Source organism: Gardnerella sp. c12Ub_1 (assembly GCF_055804375.1).
This window is the reverse complement of record NZ_JANUZC010000001.1, coordinates 281,756-294,829: the sequence shown is the minus strand read 5'-3', so window position 1 is coordinate 294,829 and position 13,074 is coordinate 281,756. Positions and strand designations below refer to the sequence as shown.

Here is a 13,074-nt window from a genome sequence, read left to right as displayed (position 1 = left end):
AATAATTTTTATAAATAGCACTAATCGTTTATTAATTCACTGCTAACTATTATATATGCCAAAATAATATGTGATAACAATATGTGATTAAGTATTATTAAGTATTTTTTAGTAAATCACTTTTACAGAATAACAACTAACTATAAATATAAACTTTTGTTAACTTTTGACACACTTTGTTAAAAATTCGTCTGATATAAAAGATAGGATTAAAGGGCAATGTGAGGGTAATGGCCAGCGTAAGCTGTGCGCAAAAACCCGAATTATTGGAAGGAAAGTAGATCACATGACCGATTTCAACTGGTCTGCATTAGACGAGCGCGCCGTAAAGATGGCGAAGGTTCTCTCGGCTGATGCTGTTGAGCGAGCAGGACACGGACATCCTGGCTCCCCTGTTTCATTGGCACCAATTGCGTACACCTTGTACCAGCACTTCATTAAGCACGATCCTGCTGACCCAAAGTGGGCTGGCCGCGATCGTTTTATTCTTTCTGGCGGTCACGCTTCGCTTACGCAATACGTGCAATTGTTCTTCTCTGGTTACGGCTTAACTCTTGACGATCTTAAGTATTTCCGTGGCGGTGCAGACACGCGTACTCCTGGTCATCCAGAATATGGCTTAACTCCAGGCATCGAAATGACTACTGGCCCACTCGGTCAGGGTCTTGCTTCTGCTGTTGGTTTCGCTTATGGCCAGCGCTTTGAGCGCGGTCTTCTTGACCCAGAAGCTCCAGCTGGAACTTCACCATTCGATCACAAAGTGTGGGTTATTTGCGGTGAAGGCGACGTTGAGGAAGGCGTTTCTTCTGAAGCTGCTTCCTTGGCTGGAAACCAAAAGCTTGGCAATTTGACTGTAATCTTCGATGCAAACCACATTCAGATTGAAGGCGATACTAAGCTCACCTTCTCTGAAGATATTCTTGCTCGTTACCGTGCATACGGTTGGTACACCGACGAAGTTAGCTTCATTCAGCCAGACGGTTCCTACAAGGAAGACGTTCAGGCTTTGGCTGCAGCTATCGAAAAGGCTCAGGAAGTTACCGATAAGCCTCACTTCATTAAGGTTAATACTTTGATTGCTTGGCCAACCCCAGGCAAGACCAACAACGAAGCTTCTCACGGCTCTAAGCTTGGTGAAGAAGCCGTTAAGGGCTTGAAGGAACTTTGCGGTTTCGATCCAGAAGTTTCGTTCCCAATCGACGAAGAAGCTTTGGCTCATGCTCGCAAGGTTGCCGAGCGCGGTTTGGCTGCTCACAAGGCTTGGGATGAAGCTCTTGCAAAGTGGGCTTCTGCCAACCCAGATAAGGCTGCTCTTTACGATCGTCTTAAGGCCGGCAAGCTTCCAGAAGGCTTCGACAAGGCTATTGACGACTTGGTTGCTGGCTTCGAAGTCGGTTCCAAGGTTGCTACCCGTAAAGCTTCTGGCGCAGTTCTTAACGCAATTGCTGCTGTTATGCCAGAACTTTGGGGCGGTTCCGCTGATTTGGGCGGCTCCAACAACACCAACATTAAGGGTGCTGACTCCTTCGGCCCATCCGAGGATGCAACTCGCACTTGGCCAAACGTTTCCGAGTACGGCCGTCAGCTTCACTTTGGTGTGCGTGAGTTTGCAATGGGTGCTATTACCAACGGTATTTTGCTTGGTTCTAACACTCGACCATTCAACGGCACATTCTTCCAGTTCTCTGACTACGAGCGCCCAGCAGTTCGCTTGGCTGCTTTGATGGAGATTCCAAACCTCTACGTTTGGACTCACGATTCCGTAGCTTTGGGCGAAGATGGTCCAACTCACCAGCCAATCGAACACTTGGCTGCTTTCCGCGCTATTCCTCAGCTTGAGGTTGTACGCCCTGCAGATGAGTACGAGACTGCTGAAGCTTACCGCTACTTCTTCGAGAAGAAGAACAACTACCCAACCGCTATGATTTTGACACGTCAAGGCGTACCAACCCTCGCAGAAACTGCTGAGAAGGCTCGCGAAGGCGTAAAGCACGGCGGTTATGTGTTGGTTGACTGCGAAGGCACTCCAGACGTAATCATCATGGCTACTGGTTCTGAAGTTCAGTGGGCTGTTGCTGGCGCCAAGACTTTGGCAGCAGAAGGCATTAAGGCTCGCGTTCTTTCTATGCCATCTCTCGAGTGGTTCGAAGAGCAAGACGAAGAGTACAAGGAAGCAATCCTTCCAAAGTCCGTCAAGGCTCGCGTTTCCATCGAAGCTGGTTTGGCATTGCCTTGGTACAAGTATCTTGGCGATTGCGGCAAGGCTGTTTCTATCGAACAGTACGGCTTGCAGGGTGACGGCGGTCAGAACATGATCGACTTGGGCATTACTGCTGAGCACGTAGTAGAGGCTGCTAAGGCTTCTATCGAAGAAGCACGCGCTTAAGATAGAAATTAAGCAAAATAAAAAACTTGATGTGTCAAAATAAAATTGATTCATCACAAAACTCGAAGTGCTAATTTAGCAACTTCACTGGAAACAGCAAAGGCGTGTTGATGTTAAGCTACAGTTGGTTTAGCATCAACCGCTGTTTCCTGTAAAACGCCAACACTACCAACGTGTTCCAACTGGTGGAACACAGTGTTAAGGAGATAACATGACTGAAGCAACGCAGCGCACTAGCGATTCCGGCGTTTCTATTTGGTTGGACGATTTGTCCCGTACCCGCATTGAGTCTGGTTCTTTGCAGGATTTGATCGCTAACAAGAATGTTGTTGGTGTTACTACCAACCCATCTATCTTCCAGAAGGCTTTGAGCCAGGTTGGTCCATACGACGCACAGCTTAAGGAACTCGGCAAGGTTGACGTTGAAACCGCTATCCGTGAGTTGACCACCACCGATGTTCGTAACGCAACTGATATCTTCCGCGAGATCGCTGAAAAGACCGACTTCGTTGACGGCCGCGTCTCCATCGAAGTTGACCCACGTTTGGCTCACGATACTGCCAACACTGAAAAGCAGGCTGAAGAGCTTTGGGCAAAGGTTGATCGTCCAAACGTTATGATCAAGATTCCTGCAACTTTGGAAGGTCTTCCAGCTATCACCGCTACCCTTGCTAAGGGTATCTCCGTGAACGTGACCTTGATCTTCTCCCTCGAGCGTTACGAGCAGGTTATCGACGCCTTCATCGAAGGTATCGCTCAGGCAGCTGCTAACGGCCACGACTTGAAGCACATTGGTTCCGTAGCTTCCTTCTTCGTTTCCCGCGTTGATACCGCTGTTGATAAGCTCCTCGAAGCTAACGGCTCCGAAGAAGCTAAGGCTCTTGAAGGCAAGGCTGCTGTTGCTAACGCTCGCTTGGCTTACGAACTCTTCGAGAAGAAGTTCGCTGCCGACCCACGTTGGGCTGAACTTGAGGCCAAGGGTGCAAAGAAGCAGCGTCCACTTTGGGCTTCTACCGGTACCAAGAACGCGGCTTACTCCGATTGCAAGTACGTTGATGAGTTGGTTGCTGAGCATGTTGTTAACACCATGCCAGAGAAGACTTTGAACGCTCTTGCTGATCACGGCAACGGTGCTGCTTCCATTAAGGGCACTTACGAAGAGAGCCACGCTGTTATGAACAAGCTTGCTGAACTTGGCATCAACATCAAGGATGTTACCGACAAGCTTGAGGCCGACGGTGTTGCCGCCTTCATCAAGTCTTGGGATTCCGTGATTGCTGACGTACAGTCTGGCATCGATCGCGTAAACGCCTGATTTGATTAATCAGTAATAGCTAAACATAAACCGCACATGTGTGAACTAATCCACTTGCATGTGCGGTTTTGTTTTGCGTTTTTATCAATCGCAATAAAAAAGCTACCCAGTGTTATTTTCTAAGCTAAGTAATTGAGAAAGACAGACAGTGTAGTGCTGTCTCTTTTCACGTAGAATTTTTTAATCGGCAGAAATATATATGATGGATAGGTATGTGTTCCTGCCTATTTTTATGCAATTTTTCAAAACAATAAAAAGAACATTATTAGATTAATAAGGAGGATCTATGAAAAATACGAAAAAATGCCCAAAGTGTGGGGGAAGTGAAATTATATTTGTGCCTGGATCTGCTGGGGCTTATGGGACTGGAAATAATGTTATGACTGGCCATACAATTATGTCGGCAGTACCTGTTGATAGGTATATTTGCACTGCCTGTGGTTTTAGCGAGGAGTGGATTGACCTTGATAATATGGATAAATTAAAAAAGAAATATGATGAGATTTAAATGAGAGTTACTTTTATATGTGACTGGGATAGATGATTAATAAACCAAATGTGCCAATTTGCTTTGTAAAGCTTTATTTCAGCTGCCTTTCTCACACTCATCAATCATTCGGTTAAATTCAGATCTTGATGAACCAACCTTAGCTGAAGCAACATCAAGAAAAATATCTGCAACAAACCAAGTCATGTGAGAAGCAGCAAGACGAGTAAGACCAGACACCTGAACAGCAAGGCTATCCAGCTGTTTTTTACGATTTGTGCTCACACGAGCATAAACCCCAACCGCATAATCCTTAATTACACGCTGAGGATGGATGACTATCACATCTTTATTCAATTCATTCATATTATCCATAGCCATCTCTCCTTATTATTAGACTAACGAAACTTAGATTTCTTCTCCATGATAATTAGCCTAAAACTTATTTTCCCACTTCACAGGGTGGGCGCAAAGTGGCGAATCGACTTGCATGGGCGCTTTGACAGAGCTTGAAATTGCATAACGCATTTCAAGCTCCTTCAAAGCGTGATTTGGCTCAAATGTAAAGTCCAGTGGACTTTACATGCCAAATCAGCCGAGCGGCTGCTAATAGCCGCGAGGAATAACATAATTCGCGAATGCACTTCGATTCGCTGAGCTTGCTCAAAGTTGAAAGCACAGTGTGCTTTCAACGCAAGCGAAGTACGTTAACATCCTGTGCACTCAACCCTAGAGCGTAGACATGTTCCCTCATACAGAAAAATCGCACTCAAAAATCTCGCAAAGCCAGCTTACAGCCATCGTATACTAAACTTTTAACGATAGCCCTCGCTAAGCCCTGCTACACAAGGGCAAAAATGCACCCACCTAATCAGCCCTAGACATCAATACGACACTCTCAACGTATCAAAACTACCCTGATGATAACCATGCATCAAGAAAAGATCCTTAACGTTCGTTGCAGGAAAGAAGCTGACAAGGGGAATGTCGTATGATGATAAAAGTCTAAGGCACTACAAACTGGGATTTGGATTTTAATTAAAATTGTATGATTTTATTAGCTATATCTTCTACAAATCGCTTATCGTGTTCCACAAATATGAGTGTAGGCTTTGCTTCTTTTATAATTTCCTCAATCTGTATTCTTGATATTACATCTATATAATTCAGTGGTTCGTCCCAAACAAATATATGAGCTGGCTTTGAGAAACTTACAGCAATTAAAACTTTCTTTTTTTGTCCATCACTATAATTCTTCATATCCATTTCAAATAATTCTCTTGAAAAATCTAATTTTCTTAGAATTGTTTTACACAATGTTTCATCAACATCTTGCTTGTGAATATATTCATTTAGGCTACCTGTTAAATTAGATGTGTCTTGAGGAATATACGAGATTTTTAAATTACCTGCTAATTTTATCTCACCTGTATACTCGTGATTTATACCTAATAAAATTTTAATCAAGGTTGATTTTCCGCTACCATTACCCCCATATATAGCCACTATGTCGCCTTGCTTTATCTCAAAACTTACATTACTTAGGATCTGTCTTTCTCCATAGTATGCTGATAAATTGCTAACCGATATTAGGGGATTTTTGTGATGATGTAGCGGATGCAGTAATAGGCTTTCCTTTATTTCGATATCTTTTAGTAAACTCTGTTTTTCTTCTATTGCCTTGTTTTGTCTATTCTCCAAATTCTTAGATTTTTTCATCATCTTGGCTGATTGATGACCTATATGTCCTTTGTCTGGTTTTACACCTGATACTTTCACACCATTTTTAGTATTTTCAATTTTATCAGACCAAATTTGACTTTGTCTTGCAGCCTCTTTTAATCGTTTAATATCTTTTCTTAATCTCTCATTTTGACTAATTTCAAATTGGTCTTTCATCACTTTGTTTTCATACCATGATGTAAAATTTCCCGATTGGACATCAATAGAATTCCTGTTAATAGAAATAACATGATTGATACAACCATCTAAAAAATCTCTATCATGAGAAATGAGCAAAAATCCTTTTTTACTTTTCAGATATTCACTTACAATTTTTCTTCCGTTCATATCTAAATGGTTTGTTGGTTCATCAATAAGTAAAAAGCCATCTCCTCTTGTAAACAAAATAGCTAAAAGGATTTTTGTTTGTTCTCCTTTAGAAAGCGTTTCAAACTCTCTGTAAACAAGGTTCTCATCTACATTTAGCAAACTGAGTTCTCTAAATAATTTCCATTCTTCCTCATCTGATATTAGTTCTTTATATAACTCAATTCCTAATTTTGAAGTATCGCTTATATTTGGTGGAAATTTAATAAATTCAACATCCTTGCTTATTTTACCTTGATAAGTTTCTTGATTTAAAAGTAACTTAAATAGAGTTGATTTACCGATTCCATTTCTTCCTATCAATCCCGTTTTCCAGTTTGTATCAAAGGAAAACGATACATTTTTAAATATGGGTTTTACATATCCATAATATGAGAAAGTGAGGTTTTCAATTTTAATTACTGACATAAAACGCCTCCCTAAACTTATCATTTACCGCCCTGGGTGCAAAGTGGGTGCACCTTTTAACGATAGGAAAAGCTATCGTTAAAAGGTTTGCCATTTATTAACAAATCCCAAATGCTTCAAATCCACTAACGGATATTTATCAATTATCTTTGATAACTTACTAGAAAATTCCTTGTAATGTTCGTTTTCAGCTAATACTTTAAGATTAAGAATACTAGCAAAAATAGTATTATTCAATACACCTTTCTTTAAATACTCTTTATATAATTTTGGTGTCTTGGTTAATTTTGAACCATATAATCTACCGTAGTGAGCACAAATATTTCTAACATAAGCTAAATTTTCAATCCATGACTCTAAATAAACGTAATCAACGCCAAATGTTGTTGAAATTGCTTTTTTATCATCATTCTTCATATTCTTATACATTTTAGAAAGAGTACCAAAACTTGCTACTTCAATAGCAGCATATAAAGGAATCTCCCCTCCCTCATAATTATCCTTAAAATTACGTATAAAAGGCGATTTCCTATTCCTATTAATTTCTCTTTCTAACTCATCTAAAGTATTCTTCTGATAATTATTTTTCGCATAGTTATTAAGATTCTTATAACCAAAATTCCCATATTTTAATGAAAAGTAATTAGTGATTACAGCCCTTAAATAAACTTCTATATGTTCTATCAACGAAAATAAAATATGACGAAACTCCATATCAAATAGATATAACTCGACTATATTCTCAAAAGTAGTACCTTCTATGTATCTACCATCTTCTTTTAGAGTTATACTATATGCTTTAATGAGGCGATAGTAAGAAACCCTATTAAGTACATCTTTAGCATAACTTGTATCTTTTATCTCTAATCCCAAAGACACTAAATTTTCTATTTGCTTATCAATGCTTATAGAAGGTTGATAGGATTTCTTCATATTTCTCTCCTCAAAAATCAAAAGACCCGACTTGGTCCGCATTGTTAAGAGGCGCGTCGGGTACTGTTATCTACATATGCTACACCAATGAGAGTATTTTATTAAATCTTTCAAACTAACACAAATTTTTCTTTCTAACAAGATTATTTAGTCTTACACTCAACTTCATGAACATAAACAAATATAGAACGAAAACACAAACTATCACAGAGTACTAAATATTTTGCCCTTTATGATTTGACGACATGTATTTCACGCACCTCGCTTTCCAATCATTTTCACTAACGCAAGCAAACGCATCCGTCACAGCCTGCAAACCTAAACTTTCAACATATTTACAAGCAATACTAAAACTATTATCAATGCTGATCTCTTCATTTACTAGCAAACTATACTTCTCATAAACAGAAGGAACAGCAGAGCCAATATCATCAAATAAAAAAGGATTCATATCACTTAAAAATGAAGTCAATTCTTCACTTTTATTTTCTTTCCAATAATGATTTAACGCGTAATAAATCATAGAAAACAATTCAAACTTATTCACAACTATTCCTCCCACGGATCATTATTTAATCCTGTCCTATCATGCCCTAATCAGTTTTTCACTATGCTACTTCAATCTTCATATTCAACAAATTGAGTTTTCAAAAAATATAGTTAATGAATGCCTTAATTATAATTCCCAAAAAAGCGCGTCATTTGTTCGTCAATGCGCCTAATCCCCGTCCTACAAATAACACCTAAACCAACATACTGTATAAAACACAAAATTTGTAAGTAATAAGAATATGACTTTTACCTACTTACAACAGTATTAAATATGTATATGATTGCAACATCTATGTTCATATCAGATTTAAGCGTTTTCTTCTATCATTTTGAGTGATGTGCCATCTTCTGTTTTCCAATCAACTTTACCATTGGTAGTCATACCTAAAACAAATGAAGCTGCATATGAAGGACTCTTAAACAGATAATTCCTAGTCAACACACCATCTTTTATCTCATTATTTTGCTTACAACGCTCTCTAAGTTCTTTGATTACATCTGGTATAGATCCAGAATCCGTCTCTTCTATCTGACTACCAGCCAAAACAACAAAACCTTCATTAGTTCTTTTGCAATACGCTTCAATATTTCTTTGAGACCTCTTGATTTTCCTAGAAAGACCTAAGATTAATTCATCATCATGCTCTTCAACTACAGATTCCGGTGTTTTCACTAACGGCACAAAAATCCTATATCCTAATACGCCAAGCATTATCTTAAACTGCTCAACGTAAATCTCTAATTCAGCTTCCTTTTCTTCAGTTACATTACCAGGATTAGGATCATTTCCATTTTGAACCTTATAACGATTTGTATCGATTGCTAAATTAGTAAACTTATTTTCAAGATAGCTTATTTCAGTTGGACCCCAAGAATTACCGCTAGTTGTAAACATAACAGCTTCATTAAAATAAAAGTCATCTTTCAAATGTTCAGCGACTCTGAACAAAACACCTTCGCCATTCTTCCTAATACCAGCCTGTCCAATATAAACCGCATCTTCATCAAAATTGTTCTTACCGAATAAAAAATAAACACCACTCTGTTTTAACTGTTCCCTATCTTTGCATTTATCTAAATAAATTCTAGGAATTTTATATGCTAAACCGCTCCAGCCAGACATCGTGCATTTAATCCTGCCCGTAACATCGCCATCCATCAAAAATATATTTAAATTCTTGCTGCTATTCATAATCTATCTCACCATCTACAGATTTATGCTTATTATACTTAAAGAGTAGGGATTTTAACAACAGCTAAATCACATCTAGAATCTCGAGAACCCAGCCTAAAGCCGCCACGCATTAAACCTTTTAACGATAACTCTCGCTAAGCCCTGCTACACAAGGGCAAAAATGCACCCACCTAATCAGCCTTTGACATCAACACAACACTCTCGACGTGAGATTGTTAGGCTATTTTCAGAAATTGGTCTAACCCTTTAGTTTTTCCTGTATTACTACGGTTATCACTGCTTTGCTTTTTCAGTTATTTCAATTCTCGATTAGGTAATTTTCCAGTTCTCAAAGCGACAGTAACAAACTCAACCTCTTGCAAGCACTTCTCACAAAGTTCATAACCTTCATTGAAGTTCACTCTTGACCTAAATGTGCTAGCAATGAATTCGCACGGTGAGGTAATCCTTTCAACTACACCGCACCGTTCGCACTCAGCATACACATTCCCATCCTTAATCGGAATAAACATTCCATGGTCTTTCTCATTTCCCATGACACTAACATCTTCGAAATCATCAAATTTTACATAGAGCATATATAGTCCTCCTTTATTGGTATGTCTATATACGCTCTAATTCCAACTTATATCAAGTTTTATTGTCAGCCACTCTACCTGTATTTATATCTATCAGAATTTTGCAAGCAAAACCTATTTTTTAGCACTCGCATAAAAACGTCTGGGAAAACGTCCCCCCCCCCCTAGACTTTTCCCCATGTTAAAGAAAGCATCACTATACGTAACTATTCTCATAACATGGTTACTACTATTCTTGATCTTTACACCATTCGCTATTAGAGAATACGTTTTTTCTGGAACAAGAAACACTACGCTAGATATTCTCATAGCATTAAACGCAATCTTCATAATCTACTTCTGGCTAAATGGCACTAAAGATATCATCTACGTACTATGGTTCTACCTGCATAAGAAATCCATTACACAATACGTTCAAAAAGTCTCTTGCATGCCAATACCAGCAAACAAGCGTATCGTAATGCTCTACTGTACTTGCAACGATTTCGAAGGTGACTCACTCACTCAATGCTTAAAACAAAAGTACGCCGGATCAGTCAAAACAGTCATCCTTGATGATTCTAGTGACCCTAATTACAAAAACAAGGTAGACGAATATGCTAAAGAACATAATGTAGAAGTAGTACGCCGCGAAAATAGAAAAGGATTCAAAGCAGGAAATCTCAACAACTATTTACACGGACGAACTGACTACGATTACTTTGTTATTCTCGACAGTGATGAAATCATTCCTTCAGATTTTATTATTCGATGCTTACAATACTTCCAATACTTTAAAAACGCTGGAATCGTACAATGCAATCACGTAGCAACACGTAACATTAACCGCTTTATGCACCTACTACACATTGGAGTGAACAGCCACTGGCCTGTGTACCAAACAATGAAACATCACTATGGTTTCATGTCTCTATTAGGACATGGTGCAATGGTAAGCCGCGAATGCTACGAAGCAGTAGATGGATTACCAGAAGTTGTTGCTGAAGACTTATGCTTATCAATTGAAGCACGCAGTAAAGGATACTATGTTGCTTTCGCACCGAACATAACATGCGAGGAACAATATCCGATTGACTATCTAGCTTTTAAGAAACGACATAGTAAATGGACTCAAGGTAATTTCGAGTTCATGAAATGCTACACTAAACGCATTTTCACATCTAAAATGCGATGGTTTGAAAAACTAGATATTTTCCTGTTCACCTACAACCTGCCATTAACATCACTTTTCACATGCTATGTAGCAATGAATATCATATTCTTCCCAGCGCTGCACTACGATTTACACTATCCAGCATGGCTACTTGTACCAACCGTAATATTCTTCATGGCACCAATGCTAAACGACGTATTCTTCTGGCTTGGTAAAGTATCGCTCAAACATTTACTACTCTACATGCTTTTTACTTTCTGCTTGTACGGTTCAATGCTTTACGTGTCAATGAAATCATCATTCCTAGCACTTACAGGAAGAAAAGCCATATTTGTTGTTACACCAAAAACAACGCAACATATTACATTAGCTGAATCATTACGAATGAACATTCAAGAAATAATATTCTCAATAGTTCTTATCACTCTCTCATGCGCGTTCAAAGGCGGAATACTACCAGTCATACTCATAGTAGCACCAACACTTTTCAGCATATATTTAACAATGTACTCGAACTCTAAAAAACCTATCGATACACCACATCATGCTAGAAACAAGTACAAAACAAGAAGACCACTCGCACACGCATACCGGTGATATAAACCCACAAAAAATAACAGGCATTACAGAAAATGGTAAAAAGGCGAAATTAAGGCAACAACTCTACACACAGAAAGCAACAGTTTCAGAGTTCAGAAGGAAAAGTTTCATTGTATCCAAGAGTTAAGAAACTAGAACCAACCTTCACAAGGTGGGTGCAGGGTGGGTGCACTTTTTAACGTTAACATCCTGTGCACTCGACCCTAGAGCGTAGACATCTTCCCTCATACAGCCAAAACACGCTCAAAAACCACGCCAAGCCAGCCTAAAGCAGCCACTCATTAAACCTTTTAACGATAGCCCTCGCAAACACCTGCTATACAAGGGCAAACTTGCACCCACCTAATTAGCCCTAGACATCAATACGACACTCTCAACGTAGATTGAGATAACTCCGAGTATAGCTACACTTTTTTGAGTGCACACTATGGATATTGTGTGCACTTTTTAACGATAGGAAAAGCTATCGTTAAAAAGTTTAAGATTGGCTTGATAGCGCGTTACATTACAATTCTTCCAGTTGTTTAGTCTGGTCTCTTCTCACGTAGATAACCGCGAGTATTTGAACTTCTTTTCTACTATCATCAACACAAAAATAAACGTAATAATTTTTTACGCGTATTCTTCTAAAACCAAGTTCACACCACGGCTGCTCACTAATTAACTTCACACGATAAGGCATCGTCTGCAAAGACATCATTTCCGACTTCAACAGCTCGAGCATTCTTTTAGCCACTATCGGTGCTTGTAACTCCGTGGCGATATATTCTCGAATAAGTGCAAGATGCTCTTTCGCCTGACGAGTGACTTTTATCTTATACTCATCCATTAAAGACCTCGTTCAAGATCTTCAAAAACATCATCTATCGGATAACTATCACCACGAACCGCCTGATCATAACCTTTAGCCATCAACGCGTTAAACGTTTTCTCATCCATATCATCTTGTGCTGGAAGAGACTTTGGAATAGTAAGCGAAAACGGAATACCCTTATTAAGAATGATTTGACGATAAAACATGTCAATAGCCGTAGCCCTAGGAACTCCAATCGTTTCCAGAATCTGCTCCGCCTGCTGCTTAATATTTTCTTGTATTCTCACATTCACATTCGCTGTCTTAGTAACTGCCATATAAACCAACCTCCATACGCATATAATAAATTATTGTGTCGCATATTGCAACACAATTTATATGAATAAGATCCCTCAGCTGCCATACATGTTTTTCGTGTTCGTGTTACCTTCGCATTGCCTTTGTATTACCGCTTTTTATAGCACAGTCAAGTGCCATGATGCCGGAGATAACTCCATCTATTCTATAGGTTGATTTTTGAACATAAGAATAGACTAAAGAAAAT

12 protein-coding genes are annotated in these 13,074 nt (G+C 39.2%); 4 read left to right on the top strand and 8 right to left on the bottom strand.

Features of this window, described 5'->3' with window-relative positions; translation table 11 throughout:
• Positions 1 to 286 precede the first annotated feature (286 nt).
• From tkt to NYP65_RS01195, 3 genes are all read left to right on the top strand, one after another.
• The gene (gene tkt, locus NYP65_RS01205; protein WP_248901206.1) at positions 287 to 2,386 is read left to right on the top strand and encodes a transketolase; all 2,100 of its coding nucleotides are present in this window, start codon (positions 287 to 289) and stop codon (positions 2,384 to 2,386) included.
• A gap of 211 nt (positions 2,387 to 2,597) precedes the next feature.
• On the top strand, positions 2,598 to 3,701 hold the full coding sequence (gene tal / locus NYP65_RS01200; RefSeq protein WP_004117904.1) for a transaldolase: 1,104 nt from the start codon (positions 2,598 to 2,600) through the stop codon (positions 3,699 to 3,701).
• A 286-nt stretch (positions 3,702 to 3,987) separates the two neighbouring features.
• Positions 3,988 to 4,209: a hypothetical protein gene (locus NYP65_RS01195; protein WP_004111696.1), complete on the top strand. Its 222-nt coding sequence runs from the start codon at positions 3,988 to 3,990 to the stop codon at positions 4,207 to 4,209.
• A 78-nt stretch (positions 4,210 to 4,287) separates the two neighbouring features.
• Here the strand turns inward: NYP65_RS01195 and NYP65_RS01190 are convergent, their stop codons facing one another.
• The 6 genes from NYP65_RS01190 to NYP65_RS01165 all read right to left on the bottom strand — a co-directional run bounded on the left by NYP65_RS01190 (position 4,288) and on the right by NYP65_RS01165 (position 9,963).
• Positions 4,288 to 4,563 carry a recombinase family protein gene (locus NYP65_RS01190; RefSeq protein WP_004133097.1) on the bottom strand — a complete coding sequence of 92 codons (276 nt, stop codon included), beginning with the start codon at positions 4,561 to 4,563 and terminating at the stop codon, positions 4,288 to 4,290.
• Positions 4,564 to 5,226: 663 nt separating this feature from the next.
• A complete protein-coding gene (locus tag NYP65_RS01185; protein ID WP_115761907.1) occupies positions 5,227 to 6,705 on the bottom strand; it encodes an Lsa family ABC-F type ribosomal protection protein in 1,479 nt (492 codons plus the stop codon).
• Between the two features lie 78 nt (positions 6,706 to 6,783).
• Positions 6,784 to 7,638: an Abi family protein gene (locus NYP65_RS01180; RefSeq protein WP_004133094.1), complete on the bottom strand. Its 855-nt coding sequence runs from the start codon at positions 7,636 to 7,638 to the stop codon at positions 6,784 to 6,786.
• 214 nt (positions 7,639 to 7,852) lie between these two features.
• Positions 7,853 to 8,200, bottom strand: a complete 348-nt coding sequence (locus tag NYP65_RS01175; protein WP_050543344.1) for a hypothetical protein — start codon at positions 8,198 to 8,200, stop codon at positions 7,853 to 7,855.
• A 297-nt stretch (positions 8,201 to 8,497) separates the two neighbouring features.
• Positions 8,498 to 9,382, bottom strand: coding sequence for a GIY-YIG nuclease family protein (locus tag NYP65_RS01170; RefSeq protein WP_004133093.1), 885 nt, complete (start codon positions 9,380 to 9,382; stop codon positions 8,498 to 8,500).
• Positions 9,383 to 9,678: 296 nt separating this feature from the next.
• On the bottom strand, positions 9,679 to 9,963 hold the full coding sequence (locus tag NYP65_RS01165; RefSeq protein WP_004114737.1) for a hypothetical protein: 285 nt from the start codon (positions 9,961 to 9,963) through the stop codon (positions 9,679 to 9,681).
• Positions 9,964 to 10,393: 430 nt separating this feature from the next.
• Here NYP65_RS01165 and NYP65_RS01160 point away from each other — a divergent pair, with 430 nt between their 5' ends.
• Positions 10,394 to 11,713: a glycosyltransferase family 2 protein gene (locus NYP65_RS01160; protein WP_004113331.1), complete on the top strand. Its 1,320-nt coding sequence runs from the start codon at positions 10,394 to 10,396 to the stop codon at positions 11,711 to 11,713.
• A gap of 508 nt (positions 11,714 to 12,221) precedes the next feature.
• Here the strand turns inward: NYP65_RS01160 and NYP65_RS01155 are convergent.
• Together NYP65_RS01155 and NYP65_RS01150 are read right to left on the bottom strand one after the other, a co-directional pair.
• A complete protein-coding gene (locus tag NYP65_RS01155; RefSeq protein WP_004133090.1) occupies positions 12,222 to 12,545 on the bottom strand; it encodes a type II toxin-antitoxin system RelE/ParE family toxin in 324 nt (107 codons plus the stop codon).
• Positions 12,545 to 12,847 (bottom strand): type II toxin-antitoxin system RelB/DinJ family antitoxin, encoded by a 303-nt coding sequence (locus NYP65_RS01150; protein ID WP_004133089.1) that lies wholly within the window; start codon positions 12,845 to 12,847, stop codon positions 12,545 to 12,547. The genes NYP65_RS01155 and NYP65_RS01150 overlap by 1 nt, the downstream gene beginning before the upstream one ends.
• Between the last annotated feature and the right edge of the window lie 227 nt (positions 12,848 to 13,074).